General features: G+C 73.9%; 8 protein-coding genes. 3 read left to right on the top strand and 5 right to left on the bottom strand.

Annotation, left to right across the window (positions count from 1 at the left end):
* Window positions 1–288: 288 nt before the first annotated feature.
* A complete protein-coding gene (locus CIK06_RS00860) occupies window positions 289–684 on the top strand; it encodes a hypothetical protein (protein WP_095563202.1) in 396 nt (131 codons plus the stop codon).
* Window positions 685–836: 152 nt separating this feature from the next.
* Complete coding sequence (locus CIK06_RS00855; RefSeq protein WP_198348060.1) at window positions 837–2792, top strand: AarF/ABC1/UbiB kinase family protein; 1956 nt, start codon at window positions 837–839, stop codon at window positions 2790–2792.
* A 52-nt stretch (window positions 2793–2844) separates the two neighbouring features.
* On the opposite strand, the gene CIK06_RS30430 is transcribed toward CIK06_RS00855, so the two are convergent.
* The 5 genes from CIK06_RS30430 to CIK06_RS00830 all read right to left on the bottom strand — a co-directional run bounded on the left by CIK06_RS30430 (window position 2845) and on the right by CIK06_RS00830 (window position 13863).
* On the bottom strand, window positions 2845–8202 hold the full coding sequence (locus CIK06_RS30430; RefSeq protein ID WP_095563200.1) for a DNA repair ATPase: 5358 nt from the start codon (window positions 8200–8202) through the stop codon (window positions 2845–2847).
* A gap of 19 nt (window positions 8203–8221) precedes the next feature.
* Window positions 8222–10249, bottom strand: coding sequence for a hypothetical protein (locus CIK06_RS00845; RefSeq protein ID WP_095563199.1), 2028 nt, complete (start codon window positions 10247–10249; stop codon window positions 8222–8224).
* A 134-nt stretch (window positions 10250–10383) separates the two neighbouring features.
* Entirely contained in the window at window positions 10384–11097 is a 714-nt protein-coding gene (locus tag CIK06_RS00840; protein WP_095563198.1) for a hypothetical protein, read from the bottom strand.
* 76 nt (window positions 11098–11173) lie between these two features.
* Entirely contained in the window at window positions 11174–12421 is a 1248-nt protein-coding gene (gene purD / locus CIK06_RS00835) for a phosphoribosylamine--glycine ligase (protein WP_095567462.1), read from the bottom strand.
* 152 nt (window positions 12422–12573) lie between these two features.
* Window positions 12574–13863 carry an adenylosuccinate synthase gene (locus CIK06_RS00830; RefSeq protein ID WP_095563197.1) on the bottom strand — a complete coding sequence of 430 codons (1290 nt, stop codon included), beginning with the start codon at window positions 13861–13863 and terminating at the stop codon, window positions 12574–12576.
* Between the two features lie 130 nt (window positions 13864–13993).
* Between CIK06_RS00830 and CIK06_RS00825 the strand changes: the two genes are divergently transcribed.
* Window positions 13994–15085, top strand: a complete 1092-nt coding sequence (locus tag CIK06_RS00825; protein ID WP_095563196.1) for a hypothetical protein — start codon at window positions 13994–13996, stop codon at window positions 15083–15085.
* The last annotated feature ends 105 nt before the right edge of the window (window positions 15086–15190 follow it).

Below are 15190 nucleotides of genomic sequence, written 5' to 3'. Positions count from 1 at the left end.
GCGCCAGTTGCGGACGATCCCCGTCCGGATATGCCACACGCACCCGCGCGCGCCCTCGTGGATCAAGGCATTTGCGTGCCTGAAGGCGCTTCCCGTTGCCACAGCGCCGTGATCGACGGGGACGGGAGGGCGGCGCCGCGAGGCTTTCCGAGTCGGGTACGCAAACCTGCGTACCCGGGGACCCGCTTCTGACGGACGCCCGGCCGCGGGTCGTCCTGCATGGTGAGGATCGTGGCCGACCGGCCCGCGATGTCCGGCGAGGACGGTCCCGACGTAAGGAAGAAACCCATGAGTGTTGAGCAGAAACCCACACAGCTCCACCTGATCCTCGGCTTCGGCCTGCTCCTCGCCGGCCTCGGGGTACTGGTCCAGTACCTGGTCGGCGTGCCCGGATTCCCCACCATCCCGCCGGGGCCGATCATCCTCGGCATCGGCGGGATCCTGGTGCTCGCCATGGGAGGCCGAGCCCGCTGGATCCTGATCGTGGGCCTCATCGTCGCCGCGTTCGTGATGGGCGGCGGCCTGATCGAGGGCTCGATGTGGGGCCGGCTGGGCACGCCGAGCGAGTTCGGACCGTGGATCGGCGCCGTCATGCAGTGGGCCGGCCTGCTGATCGCGTTCGTCACGGCCATCGTCGCCCTCGTGCGCGTGTACGGCGGCAGCCGCACCCCCGCCGTCGGCTGACCCGACCCGGCCGCACGCCCGTCGTCGGCTGACCCAACCCGGCCGCACGCCCGCGGCTGATCGCTCCCGGCCGGAGCCGGTCCCAGATGGCGACCGGCTCCGGCCGTCGTTTCCACACCGCCGTGACCACCCCTTCGCGACGAGGTGCCGCTGTGAACGTGTTCCTGGTCGGGGCCATGAGCCTCGTCTGGATGCCGATCTTCGGCATCGCCGTGGGCCGGCTGCTGGGCTTCCGGATCGGCCCGGCCCGCGGCTTCCTCAGCGGCGTGGTCGGGCTCGCCGTCGGAAGCTGGGCGGCCCGGATCAGTCCGGGGGTCGGCACCGAGGACCTGACGGTGTTCCTGGTCAGCGCCATCCTCGCCTCGCTGGTCTCGGTGGCCGCGCTGGAATTCCTGGGCCGCCCGGCCGGGCTCGGCCAGATCGAACTGTCGGCGCGCGGCATCCCGCATCCCGTACGCGCGGTGCGGCGTCGGGCGGCGCGGACCGCCCGGTACCTGTCGCTGCTGTCCATCGCCGCGCGGCACGGCCTGCTGGCGGACCTGGCCAGCCTCAACGCACGATCCGGCCGGAACGCCGAGGTACGCCTCCAGCGCACCGGACGGCAGCTCGCCCTGGCCCTCCAGGAGGCCGGCGGCATCTTCGTGAAGCTCGGCCAGGTCCTGTCCACCCGGCCGGACCTGCTCTCGCCGGTGGTGATCGAGCAGCTCACGGTGCTCCAGGACCGGGTCGCTCCGGCGGAGCCGGCCGCCATCGCGGCCGTGGTCCGGGCCGAACTGGGCAGGCCGCCGAGCGAGATCTTCGCCCGGTTCGACGAGACCCCGATCGCCGCGGCGTCGATCGCGCAGGTGCACCGGGCGCGGCTGGCCGACGGTCAGGACGTGGCGGTGAAGGTGCAGCGGCCCGGCATCGTCGATCTCGTGGACCGGGACCTGGAGGCGATCCTCCAGCTCGCACGCCGGATCGAGCGTACGACGCCGTGGGCGCGCCGGATCGGCGTGGTGGAACTGGCCGAGGGTTTCGCCGACAACCTCCGGTCCGAACTGGACTTCGGGTTGGAGGCCCGCAACACGGCCGCCGTGGCCGAGCAGCCCGACGACGGTCACCCGCTGCGGATACCGCGGGTGTTCGAGCAGGTGTCCAGCCGCCGGGTGCTGGTGCTGGAGTGGCTCGACGGCACGCCACTGCGCGACAGCGACGCCCTCCTCACGGAGCAGGGCGCGGACCGCACCGAACTGGCCCGCGGCCTGCTGGCCAACTTCCTCGCCCAGGTGATGCAGGGCGGCATCTTCAACGCCGACCCGCACCCGGGCAACCTGCTGGTGATGCCCGACGGCACGCTCGCGCAGATCGACTTCGGGTCGGTCGGCCGGCTGCACGCACAGCAGCGGCTGTCCCTGGTCCGGCTGCTGCTGGCGGTGCAGCGCGGCGACCCGGAGATGCTCCGGGACGGGCTGCTGGAGCTGGCCGTCGTGACGGAACGCGTCGACCTGGACGCCCTCGACCGGGCCATCAGCCGCTTCTTCGCCGAGCAGCTGGTGCCCGGCCGGCAGCCCGGTGCCGAGATGTTCGGCGAGCTGCTCGCACTGGTCACGACGTTCGGCCTCGCCTTCGACCCGCAGCTCGCCGGCCTGTTCCGCGCGATGGGCACCCTGGAGGGCGCCCTGCGGGTCCTCGACCCGGACTTCGCCCTGGTGCAGGAGGCGAAGTCGATGGCCGGCCGGATCGGCAAGCAGACGTTCGGCGGTACGGCCATGGTGGGTTCGCTGCACGAGGAGCTTGCCGGGCTGGTGCCGCTGCTGCGCAAGATTCCGCGCCGGCTCGACCGGATCGGCGCGGCCATGGAGCGCAGCGAGTGGGGGGTCAACGTCCGGCTGCTCGCCGACGAGCGCGACAGCCGGGTGATCCGGCGGATCGCCGACCGGCTGGTCACCGCGCTGCTCAGCGGCACCATCGGGGTGGTGTCGGCGCTCCTGCTCGGGGTGGACGACGGGGTGCTGGTCACCGCCAGCCTCACCCTGATCCAGGCCATCGGGTACCTGGGGCTCATCGCGTCCACCGTGCTCGGCCTGCGGGTGATCGTGGCGATCAGCCGGGACCGGCTGCTCTGAGCACCCGCCGGGCCGCCACCGGCGGAACCCGCCGGCGGTGACCCGGCACCCGTCATCTGCCGGCGCGTTCGATGGCGGCCTGCACGTCGCCGACGCGGTCGGCCAGCAGACCCAGCGCGCCGACGGCCCGGTCCACCGGGTCGTCCCCGGCCCCGCCCAGCGCCCTTGACCGCAGGTAGCCGGCCTTCACCTCGGTCCACCGCCGGGACTGCTCGGCGGTGAGCCGGCCGCGCAACTCGGCGAGCTTGAGCAGGTTGGCCTCGGCGCCGGACGCCAGGGTCTGCGCCTCGCCGAGGTAGTGGTCGTCGATCACCGCCGCGAGTTCCTCGTCGTCCAGCACCGGGACGATCCGCTCGGCCAGCTTGTTCATGTTCCGGTACGACCCCTGGAGCTGGAACGGCGGCTCGGTGCGGGACGCCTCCGCCTGCGCGGCCGAGGCGATGTACGCCCGGTTGACCGCGAGCACCACCGAGCGGACCCGGACCATCCTGCGGAGCACCGCGAGGATCTGGTCGAGTTCGACCGCCGGGTACGGGTGGCTCAGCTGTTCGGGCCGGACGGTGTCGTCGCCCCGGGCCAGCGCGAGCAGCAGGTCCAGGTCGCGGCGGTCCCGGCCGGCCAGCGGCGCGAGCACCGGGTTGGCGGTGAGCGCGTTCTCCAGGTAGCTGAGCGCGAACACCTCCTCCCGGCCGGACAGCACGTCGCCGAGGTTCCACACGTCCGCCCGGTTGGCCAGCATGTCGGGCACCCGGAACCGCTGCCCCGACTCGGTGTACGGGTTGCCGGCCATGCAGACCGCGAACCGCTTGCCGCGCAGGTCGTAGGTGCGGGTCCGGCCGTCCCAGACGCCCTCCATCCGGCGCTGCGCGTCGCAGAGCGAGACGAACTTCTGCAACAGCTCCGGGGAGGTGTGCTGGATGTCGTCCAGGTAGAGCAGCACGTTGCTGCCCATCTCCAGGGCGAGCGAGATCTTCTCGACCTCCTGGCGGGCGGTGGCGTTCGGTGCCTCGGCCGGATCCAGCGAGGTGACCGCGGAGCCCAGCGACGGCCCGTTCACCTTGACGAAGACCAGGCCGAGCCGGCTGGCGACGTACTCCATCAGGGTGGTCTTGCCGTAGCCGGGCGGGGAGATCAGCAGCAGCAGGCCGGACCGGTCGACCCGGTCGGTGTCGCCGGCCGCGCCGAGCTGGCGGGCCAGGTTGTCGCCGATCAGCGGCAGGTACACCTCGTCGAGCAGCCGGTTGCGGACGAACGCGCTGAGCACCTTCGGCTGGTACTCGGGCAGTCGCAGCCGGTCCCGCTCCCGTTCCACCAGCTCCGTGCGCCGGCGCTGGTACGTCCGGTACGCCGGGACCCGCTCGTCCCGGAACCGGCGGGTACGCTCCAGCGTCTCGTCGAGGCGGATCACCAGCCGGGAGTTGGCGATCCGCGGATGGGTGCCGAGCAGGCCGTCCACGGTTTCCGCGAGCGCGGCCGTGGAGTCGTGCCGGGGCAGTTCGGCGCCGCACAGCTCGATCGCCACCGCCTCGGGCAGGTCGGCCGCGCCGAACCGCTCGGCACCGTCGCCACCCGCACCGTCGCCGCCCGCGACGCCGCCGGCAACCTCGCCACCCGCGGCGCCGCCGGCACCGTCGCCACCCGCACCGTCGCCGCCCGCGACCCCGCCGGTCGCGGCCGGGTCGGCGGCGGACCGGGCCAGGAAGCCGCCGTACCAGGCGGTCACGAGCTGGTGCCGGGCCGCGAGGTCGGGCACGGCCCGTAGGTCCTCGTCGAACTCCTTGGCGGCCGGGGCCAGCGGGCCGCCGAGCGCCGCCCGGAACCGGTCCACCAGCGCCCGCGCGCGGGCGCTGGTGACGAACCCGACGGGTCCCTGCGCCAGCTCGTCGACCAGGTACTCGGCGGCCAGCCGGTCCGACCCGGCGCCGGCGGCCGAACTCACCGCCGGGTCGGCACCGGCCGCCGGCGGCGTACCGGCGATCCCGGCCCGGCGCCGGAACGCGCCGATCGCCCCGGCCAGCTCGGCGCGCAGTTCGTCGGTCGGGTCGGTCCCGGCTGCCGGCCGGCCGAACCGGGCGCGGGCGCGGGCCAGCGACGCGGCCCGCATCGCCCAGCCGGCCCGGTCGGACTCGCCGGCGCCGTACCGCCAGAACAACTGCGCCGCGGCCCGGTCCGCCGGGCGGTGGCGCAGCAGTCCGGCGCCGGCGCACAGCCGCAGCAGCGCGCCGAGCAGCGCCGCCGCGTCGTGGTCGTGCACCCCCCGCTCGTACCCCTCGTCGTACCGGGTTTCCGCGATGCCGCGCACCAGCTCGCGCAGCGTGCCCGGGTCGACGGCCGCCGCGTGCAGCGCCTCCAGGGTGGGTCCGGCCGTGCCGGACTCCGCGCCGGCCAGGATCGAGCTGGCCAGGTACTCCGCCCGGTACACCCGGGCGGACTCGGAGACCAGCGACTCGGCCCAGAACTCCCGGTCGCCGTCCAGCGCACCGGCCGGGACCGGCCGCCGGTAGTCGGTCCCGGTCACCGCCACCATGAGCCGCCCGTCGTGCGGCACCAGCGTCACGTCGACGGGCTGGCTGTGCACCGCGAACCGGTGCCGGCCCAGCCGGATCGTCGCGCCGCCGTCGGCGTACAGGTCGAGCCGGTCCCGCAACGCCCGGCCGGCCTCCTGGTGCGCGGCCCGCAGCCGCCCGTCCAGCTCCGCGGCCCGGACCGGGTCGTCGAGGGTACGCAGTTCCGCGGCGACCGAGCGCAGCTTGCCGATCATCGGGTCGGCCGCGAAGTAGGTGTTCACCTCGTCGATCGAGCCCAGCCCGGCGAGCCGGCGGTGCACCGTGCCGAGGATCCGCTCGGCCGAGGAGACGATCCGGTCGGCCCGCCGGGACCGCTCGTCCAGCAGCGCCTGCTTGCGGGCCGAGAACGCCTCGTAGATCTCGGTACGCCGGTTGGCCAGTTCGGCGAGGAAGTCGTCGAACTCGCCGAACCGCGACTCCAGGTCCTCCACCCGCAGCAGCAGCCGGCCGAGTTGTTCGTCGCACCGCTGCGCGGTGTCGGCCGCCGCGAGCGCACCGGTCACGGCCTGGCCGAGCAGCGCGAACTCGGCGGCGAACCCGGCCCGTCCCTCGGCCGCGAGCAGGTCCCGGCGCCGGGCGTCGAGCACCGCCCGGGCCCGGTTCACCCCGCCCAGCACCTCGGCGACCCGGGCCAGGATCCCGGTCCGGACGGCGGCGTCGGCGATGTCCAGCGCGCCCACCACGTCGGTGAGCGCCTGCAACCCGCCGGTGTGCTCGGCCAGCGCGTCGCGCAGCGGCCCGGCCTCGGCGGTCCGGCTCAGTCCGGCGGCCCGGTCCGCCAGCGCCGCCACCTCGGACCGGTAGCCGGCGAAGGCGTCGTCGCGGCTCAGGAACTCCACCGCCCGGCGTCCGGCGCCGTCGATCTCCTCGGTCAGCCCGGCGGCGAGTTCGTCGAGCCGGGCCAGGTCGACGTGGCGCAGGTCGCGCAGGGTCACCAGCCGGCCCTGCGCCTGGCGCAGCGCCGCGAGCTGGCGTACCCAGTCGTCGGCGCTGCGCGGCGCGGCGCCGCGGACCCGGCGGGACAGCGCGGCGATCTCCTCGGCCGCGACCTCGACCTGTGCGGCCGCGTGCGCGGTCAACGACCCGACCGCCTCGAACTCGTCGAGCACCTGCTGGGCGGCGGTGCGCACCTCGGCCAGCGGTTCGGCCAGGCTGCCCAGTTCCGGCTCGGCGAGCCAGTGGTAGTGGTCGAAGATCCGGGTGCAGGCGGCGATCAGCGCCTCGAACACGGCCGTGGCCGGGGTGGTCTCGGCGACCAGCCGGGTCACCGAGAGGCAGTCCGAGATGCCGCGGACCAGGTCGGCGTTGCCCACCCGCTCCAGCGGTCCGGCGCCGACCGGCTGGGCCGCGGCGTACGCGTCGGACAGGTACGGCGTACGCCAGACCTGCATCGGATGCACCCGGGTGGGCTCGGACGAGGTGGCCCGGAACACCACCAGGGTGCCGTCGGGGAACAGCGAGTAGCCGTGCCCGACGATCGGCGTGCTGACCTCCTTGCGGATCATGTTGTACGGCAGCAGCAGGGACCGGCCCTCGGCGCGGGCGTGGAAGACGTACAGCACGTCCTCGCCGTTGCCGGACCGGATCACCCGCTCGAACTCCAGGTCGCTGGTGTCCGCGTCGAAGGTCCGGCTGACCCCGCTGGACAGGTAGTAGCCGCCCGGGAAGATGATCCCGTGGTCCTCCGGCAGCCGCTGGCAGGCCATCCCGATGCCGTCGAGCCGGACCACGTCGCCGGTGATCGTGTTGAACACCAGATGCCGCCAGGCGTCCTCCCGGTACGGCCGCAGCCGCAGCAGGATCAGCGGGCCGACCGTCGCGTACTCGATGTCGGCGTCGGCGAGACTCTGCAACGGCTCGGCCACCGGCTCGCTGTAGATGCCCTCGCCGGACTCGGTGTTGTTCTCCACCTTCACCGTGAGGGTGCCGCCGACGGTTTCGACGAAGACCCGGCCCCGGATGGACACGTGCGGGTGCCGGCCCGGTACGTGGTCGTCCCGGGTGGTGGCGATCCACTCGAAGTCGTGCGAGGGCGGGAAGCTGTGCTCGCGCTCGCCCCGGTTGTCCCGGTACCGCGGTACGCCGTCGGCGCCGATGCTCCAGCGCAGCACCCGGATGTCGTCGGTCCGCTCGCCGGTCTGGAAGACCGCGAGCAGCCGGCCGTCGAGCCGGCGCAGCTGCAACAGCCGGGTCTGCCGGTAGTAGCGGTACAGCTCCGCGAAGTCGCGTTCGAACCCCGGGTCGCGCAGCAGCCCGGGCAGTTCCTCGGCGGGTACGTCCTCGAACCGGAACGTCCCGGCCGGGCCGCCGGCCTCGCCGGCGGGCCCGGTCCCGACCGGCTCGGTCCCGACCGGCCCGGTCCCGACCGGCTCGGTCCCGGCCGGCCCGGTCCCGGCCGGCCCGGTCCCGGCCGGCTGGCGGACGAAGCGGTGCAGCGAGAAGACGTCGTCGACCTCGGTCTCCGGCTTCAGCCCGATGAAGACGTTGTAGCCGAAGAGCATCAGCCCGCCCACCGGCACGATGTCCCGGGGCACGCAGTTGTGCCGGGTCCGGATCCGTTCGGTGCCCAGCAGGCGCAGCTCGGTGCCGCCGAACACCGCGGTCCGCTCGACGTTCAACCGCTCCGCGCGCCGGGCCAGCTCGGCGGCCCGGTCCGCCAGCCGGGTACGCAGCACCTCGTAGCTGCCGGCGTCGTAGCCGGTCGGGCCGGCGGCACCCGACTCGGCACCCGGCTGGCCGGCACCGGCCCGGGCGGCACCGCCCAGGCCGGCACCGCCCGCCCCGACCGCCGCCGTGGCTTCCCCGTCCGCGCCCGCCCCGGCGGACGTCGCCGGAGCGGGCATCCTCGGATCCGTCACCGGCTCAGCTTCCCGCCGTCGCCGGCCGGGCCGCGCCGGTCAGCGCGGCCATCGGCGCGTCCGCCACGCCGAGCCGCCGAGCCGCGTCGAGCAGCTCGCGGAGCTTGCCGGCCTCGGCACCGCCGGCCTTGATCTGCTGGAGCAGGAACGCCGACAGCGTCAGGTTCTGCACGTCGGCGCTGTTGAACGAGCCGAGGATCCCGGTCAGGTCGTCGGTGAACGACCTGCGGCCGTCCAACCACGGCCCGGCGAGCGACCGCGCGGTGTCCGAGTGGTTGAGGAACCCGTCCACGCTCTTGCCCAGGCTGATCGAGCCGAGCAGCTTGTCGAAGAACACGCTGTCGCCGCCCACGATGTCGATGTTGGCCTTGGCCAGGCCGGCGGAGACCACGCTGGCCTGCGCCTCGGCCACCTGGCGCTGCACGTCGATGCCGGCGAGCCGGATCTCCTTCTCCATCTCCAGCCGCAGCCGGTACTCCTCGTGCTCCCGGGTGGCGTCGTCCAGCGCCGCCATCGCGGCCGCCTTCTCGGTGAGGCCCTCCGCCTCGCCCTTCAGCTTCTCGCGTACCGCCTCGGCCGTGACCAACGCACGCTCCCGGTCCACGGTCGCCTCCGCCCGGCCGACCCGCTCGATCGCCTCGGCGCTGCGCTCCTGGACCTGCACCTCGGCGAGCCCGGCCGCCGCCGCCTCGGCCTGCAGGCCCTCGGCCAGCCGGATCTTGGCGCGGGCGTCCAGTTCGGCCGCCTGCTGCCGGGCCTCGGCCAGAGTCAGCTCCTCGCGTGCCTTGTGCCGCGCCGCCGCCTCCGCCGCCTCGGCCGCCTTGATGTCCTTGACCAGGTGCTCCTGCGCCTCCGCCTCGGCCTGGATCACCACCGCCTGCCGGGTCCGCTCGGCCTCCTCGACGACCCGCAGCCGCTTGATGCTCTCCTCCTGCTCGGCGACGGTCTTCTCCACGGCGATGCGCTCCCGGATCACCTCGGCGATCGCCCGCCGCTCCGCCTCGACCTCCTTGTCCTTGGCGATGGTGGACAGTTCGGTCTCCCGCTGCCGGCTGATCACCTCAAGCATGCGGTCCTTCTCGATCCGCTCCGCCTCGATGGCGATGACCCGCTCGCGGTTCTTCTCGGCGACCGCGATCTCCCGGGCGCGGTTCTCGTTCTGGATCCCCAGTTGCTCGTTCGTACGGATGTGCGCCGCCTCGGCCCGCAGCCGCTCCTCGGCGCGTACCCGGGTGATCTCGGCCTCCTCCCGGGCGCGCACGGTCTCGATCTCGCGGTGCTGCTTGGCCTCGGCGTCGGACTGCCGGCGCTCAAGCTCCAGGATCGCCTCCCGGGCGTCGACGTTCTGCCGGGTGATCTCCTTCTGCTCGTTGCGCTGGTACTCGTTGGTGCGGACGTGCTCCAGCGAGGTCAGCTCGGTGATCTTCCGGATGCCCTGGGCGTCGAGGATGTTGCCCGGGTCGAGCCGGGACATCGGGGTCTGCTCCAGGAAGTCGATCGCCGCGTCCTCCAGGCTGTAGCCGTTGAGGTCGGTGCCGATGACCCGGATGATCTGGTCCCGGAACTCGTCGCGCTTGGTGTAGAGGTCGACGAAGTCGAGCTGCTTGCCGACCGTCTTGAGCGCCTCGGAGAACTTGGCGTTGAACAGTTCCTGAAGCGTCCCCTGGTCGCTGGCCCGGGCGGTGCCGATCGCCTGGGCCACCTTGATCACGTCCTCGACGGTCTTGTTGACCCGGACGAAGAACGTGATCCGGATGTCCGCCCGGATGTTGTCCCGGCAGATCAGGCCCTCCTGGCCGGTCCGGGCGATCTCGATGGTCTTCACCGAGATGTCCATCACCTCGGCCTTGTGCAGCACGGGCAGCACGACGGCGCCGGTGAACGTGACGTCGACCCGCCGCACCTTGGACACGATCAGCGCCTTGCCCTGTTCCACCTTGCGGAACAGGCGGCCGACCATGATGGCCAGACAGATCAGGATCAGCAGTACGACGGCCAGCAGGATGCCCAGGCCGGTGGTGATGACATCCATGGTGGTGGCGCGGCGGGCGCGGAGCCCGCGCGCTCCTCCCTTCAGGGTGGTGGGCGGCGCGAAGCCGGAGAAGATCGGGTGGGGTGTGACGCGGTCCGGAGGCCGCCACGCGCCGGTGAGGGGCTACGTCGCGGTCACCGCGCGGAACGGGATGGATCGATGAGCGGGTCGGCGGGCATCACCAGGAAGTACTCGCCCGCCTCGGCATAGTCGTAGATCAGCGCCACGCTGCCCGCGGAGAGCGGCTCGGCGCCGGGTTGTCGGACCTGCACGACGGCGGTCGAGCCGTCGGCCGCGGTCACCTCGGCCTGCCCGAAGTCGGCGGTCACCCGACCGGTGCGGATCACACAGAGCCGACCGACGAACGCGGCCCGGCGGTCCGGCGAGGACGCCGGGAACAGCCGGCGCAGCGGCACCACGACCGCCCGGCAGACCAGCCAGGCCGCGGCGAGCGCGAGCAGCAGCACGACCAGGCCCAGTCCGAACCGCGCGGCCGGGCCGAACCCGGCCCGGTCCAGCGGTACGTCGATGGCCAGGCAGCCGAACCAGGCGAGGGCGATGAGCAGCGACAGCACCACGCCGGCCGGCGCACCGCCCAGACCGACCGCGGCCAGCGCCCCGCCCAGGGGGTTGCCGCCGCCGGGCGCGCCCGGCTCTCCGGCCGTGCCCGGGTCGACGCCCGCTCCCGGGTCGACGCCCGCGTCGGCGCCCGTGCTCGCGTCGGCGCCGTCGTCGCCCAGGTCGAGGACGCCGGTCAGCACCAGCAGCCAGTAGCCGACCACGACGACCAGGAGGAACGTGAACAGGACGGTCGGGAACTCCAGAACGGCCCCGAGGAACCCGCCCATCGCCGACCCCCTCCCACCGCTCGCCGATCCGACCGACCGGCCGGACCGGTCGTCAATGCGATGGTGGCATGCAAGGTCAAGTTGGCAGCGACATCCGGGACTCGGCGGCGACCAGCGCGATGTCCCGCCGATACTGGGCACCGGCCAGGCCGACGCCGTCCACCAGCGCGTACGCCGCCTCCCGGGCGGCCACCAGATCGGGGGCGGTGGCCGTGCAGCCGAGCACCCGGCCGCCGGCCGAGACCAGTGCGCCGTCCGCGGACCGGGCCGTGCCGGCGTGCGTCACCCCGGGCCGGTCCGCGCCGTCGATCGGGTCGCCGGTGCGGGGCGTACCGGGATAGCCGGCCGCGGCGACGACCACCGTGACCGCCGATCCGGACCGCCAGCGCAGCGGCGGGTGCGCGGCCAGCGTGCCGGTGGCCGCCGCGTGCAACAGGCCGGCCAGCGGCGTCTCCAGCAACGCGAGCACGGCCTGGGTCTCCGGGTCGCCGAACCGGGCGTTGAACTCGATCACCTTCGGCCCCGCGGCGGTGAGCGCCAGGCCGATGTACAGCAGGCCGACGAACGGCGTGCCCCGGTCGCGCAACCGCGCCAGCGTCGGGTACGCCACCACCCGCATCACCTCGTCGACCAGCCCGGGCGGCGCCCAGGGCAGCGGCGCGTACGCCCCCATGCCGCCGGTGTTCGGGCCGGCGTCGCCGTCGCCGATCCGCTTGAAGTCCTGGGCCGGCAGCAGCGGTACGGCCGCCTCGCCGTCGGTCACCACGAAGAGTGAGACCTCCGGGCCGTCCAGGTACTCCTCGATGACCACCCGCCCGCACTCGGCCGCGTGCCGCTGCGCGACCGACCGGTCGACGGTCACCACCACGCCCTTGCCGGCGGCCAGCCCGTCGTTCTTGACCACGTACGGCGCGCCGAACTCGTCCAGCGCGGCGGACACCTCTGCGGCGTCCTCGCAGGCCCGTGCCCGCGCGGTGGGAACCCCGGCCGCCGTCATGATCTCCTTGGCGAACGCCTTCGACCCCTCGATCGCGGCGGCGGCGCTGGACGGGCCGAACACCGCGATGCCCTTGGCGCGTACCGCGTCCGCCACGCCGGCCACCAGCGGCGCCTCCGGACCGACCACCACGAGGTCGGCGGCGCTCTCCACGGCGAGCGCGGCCACCGCCTGCGGGTCGGTGGGCGACACCTCCCGCAGCCGCGCGACGGCGGCGATGCCGGGGTTGCCGGGGGCAACGATCAGCTGGTCGACGGCCGGGTCGGCGGCCAGGCCCAGGGCCAGCGCGTGCTCGCGCCCACCCCCACCGAGAAGAAGTACGCGCACCACCGCATCCTACGGATCAGCGGAGCGCCGCACCGACTGCCCACCCGCCGCGCCGCCGGCAACGGTGCCGCGCCGCCGGCGACTGTGTCGCGCCGCCGGCAACTCTGTCGCGCCGCCGGCAACAGTGCCGCGGCGGGGCGGCGGGGCGGCGGTCAGGGGAGCAGGGGGTGCCGCACGACGTTCTCGTCGCGGCCGGGGCCGACCCCGATCACGCTGACCCGGGCGCCGCAGAGCTGTTCGATCCGCTCGATGTAACGGCGGGCGTTCACCGGCAGCTCGTCCCAGGAACGGATCTTCGTGATGTCCTCCCACCAGCCGTCGAGTTCCTCGTACACCGGCGTGGCGTGGTGGAACGCGGTCTGCGTCATCGGCATGTCGTCGACCCGTTCACCGGCGATCTCGTAGCCGACGCAGATCGGCACCTTGTCCAGCCCGGTGAGCACGTCCAGCTTGGTCACCACCAGGTCGGTGACGCCGTTCAGCCGGCACGCGTACCGGGCGACCACGGCGTCGAACCAGCCGCACCGGCGCTCCCGGCCGGTGGTCGTGCCGTACTCGACGCCGATCTTGCGCAGGTGCTCGCCGTTGGCGTCGAACAGCTCGGTGGGGAACGGCCCGGCACCGACCCGGGTGGTGTACGCCTTGCTGACCGCGATCACCTGGTCGATCGCCGTTGGCGGGATGCCGGCGCCCACGCACGCGCCGCCGGCCGTCGGGTTCGACGAGGTGACGAAGGGGTACGTGCCGTGGTCCATGTCCAGCATGGTCGCCTGGGCGCCCTCCAGCAGGACGTTCTCGCCCCGGTCCAGCGCGTCCCAGAGCAGCGCCCGGGTCTCGACGATGTACGGCCGCAGCCGGGCCGCGTACCCGAGGTACTCCTCGGTCACCGCGTCCACGTCGATCGCCTTGCGGTTGTAGACCTTGAACAGCATCTGGTTCTTCTCGCGGAGCACCAGCTCCAGCTTCTTGCCCAGGATGCCGGGGTCGAGCAGGTCCTGGACCCGGATGCCCATCCGGGCGACCTTGTCGCCGTACGCGGGGCCGATGCCGCGGCCGGTGGTGCCGATCCGGGCGGAGCCGAGGTACCGCTCGACGACCCGGTCCAGGGCACGGTGGTGCGGCATGATCAGGTGGGCGTCGCCGGAGATCCGCAGTCGGGACACGTCCACGCCACGCGCGGCGAGCCCGTCCATCTCCTCCAGCAGCACCTTGGGATCGACCACCACACCGTTGCCGATCACGATCACCGCGTCCGGGGACAGCGCGCCGGAGGGCATCAGGTGCAGGGCGTACTTCTGGCCGTCCGGGGTGACCACGGTGTGGCCGGCGTTGTTGCCACCCGAGAAGCGGACGACGTAGTGCACCCGGTTCCCGAGCAGGTCGGTAACCTTGCCCTTGCCCTCGTCGCCCCACTGCGCACCGATGAGCACGATCGCTGGCATCGTGAAAACCCGCCTCCATGGGGCTCGGGTGCCCAGGTGGCGACCGCGCGGCAAGCCCGGTGAGTCAGGTTAACAACTAGTGAGGGTCTGAGCCGCACGGGCCGGACCAACAGGTAGGAGGCCCTCGGCCGTGTACGACGTGGTGCTGCTCGCCCTGGGCTCCGATCGCCCGGCGCCGGGCGGCTGCGGCAGCGGGGTCTGTTGCGGCGCCGGGACCGGCGAGGTCGACCCGCGTACCGGCGCGGCCGACGCACGGGCCGGCGACCCGCACCCGGCCGGCGCCGACGACGCCTGCGCCGCCGGGCCGGGCACCGGTGACGCCTGCGCCGACGCCCCGCGGGTACCCGTGCTGGCCTGCGCCGACGCGCTCAGCGCGGCGGGCGCCCGGGTGAGCACGGTGACCGCCCGGTCGGACGCCGAGATCGACGCGGTACTCGCCCGGCTGGACGGTCCGCCCCGGGCGGACGGGCTCGCCTGGCCGGACGACGACGGCAAGACCCGGCTGGTCGTTGCCGCGGCGAGCGACGGCCAGTTGCGGGCCGTGCTGCGCCGGCTGGTCCGCCGGTACGCCCCGCCGCCCAGCCGGCGGCCCGCGGATCTGGCCGGCAACCGCACCGTTGCGGACCTGCCGGCCATCGGGCTGCTTCCGCTGGAGCCGGCGCGGGCGACGGGATCCCGACCGGCCGACCTGATCGCCCAGCTCGGTCTGCCCAGGACCCCGGCGGAGGTGGCCCGCGCGGTGCTCGCCGGCCGGGTACGCCGGCTGGACCTGCTGCGCAACGACGGCGGCTCGGTGACCCTGGACGGCGCTTTGATCGGTGGCGCCGACGAGACCGGTGCTCCCCGCCCGTGGCAGGGTCGGGTCGAGGTGGACGGCACGGTGCTGTCCACCGGCGACGAGGGCGTGCTGGCCTGCGTGGTCGGCAACGCCGGCGGGTACGCCGAGGTGGAGGGGGCGCCGCTGCTGCGCGGGGCGGACCCGGCGGACGGGCTGGTGGAGGTCGCGGTGGCGGTGCCGGTGCTGACGCGCTCCGGCTGGACCCGGCGCCGCCGGGTGCGGCTGGAGATCCGGCGCGGCCGGGGCCGGGCCGTGGCGATCAACCCGCGCACCGAGCGGGTGCCCTACCTGGACGACGGCGTCGCCGGTGAACTGACCCGGAAGCGGTCGTGGTGGGTCGAGCCGGGGGCGTGGGCGGTTTTCGACCCGGACGGGGTCGGGTAGCCGATCGACCGTGATCGTGCCGGGCTGTCCGGCGGGCATATCCTCGGCATGGAGATGGGGGAGGTATCCGTGGCGCACGACGACAGGGTGTACGTACCCGGCCAG

This window comes from Plantactinospora sp. KBS50 (assembly GCF_002285795.1).
In the GTDB taxonomy this organism is placed as follows: Bacteria; Actinomycetota; Actinomycetes; order Mycobacteriales; family Micromonosporaceae; genus KBS50.
The sequence above is the reverse complement of the archived record's forward strand: the minus strand, read 5'-3'. Positions and strand labels throughout refer to the sequence as shown.

Excerpts from the sequence above, each read along its gene's own strand:
- CIK06_RS00845 (WP_095563199.1), bottom strand. The coding sequence starts at position 10,249 with ATGGATGTCATCACCACCGGCCTGGGCATCCTGCTGGCCGTCGTACTG.
- CIK06_RS00860 (WP_095563202.1), top strand. The coding sequence starts at position 289 with ATGAGTGTTGAGCAGAAACCCACACAGCTCCACCTGATCCTCGGCTTC.
- CIK06_RS00830 (WP_095563197.1), bottom strand. The coding sequence starts at position 13,863 with ATGCCAGCGATCGTGCTCATCGGTGCGCAGTGGGGCGACGAGGGCAAG.
- CIK06_RS00840 (WP_095563198.1), bottom strand. The coding sequence starts at position 11,097 with ATGGGCGGGTTCCTCGGGGCCGTTCTGGAGTTCCCGACCGTCCTGTTC.
- CIK06_RS30430 (WP_095563200.1), bottom strand. The coding sequence starts at position 8,202 with ATGCCCGCTCCGGCGACGTCCGCCGGGGCGGGCGCGGACGGGGAAGCC.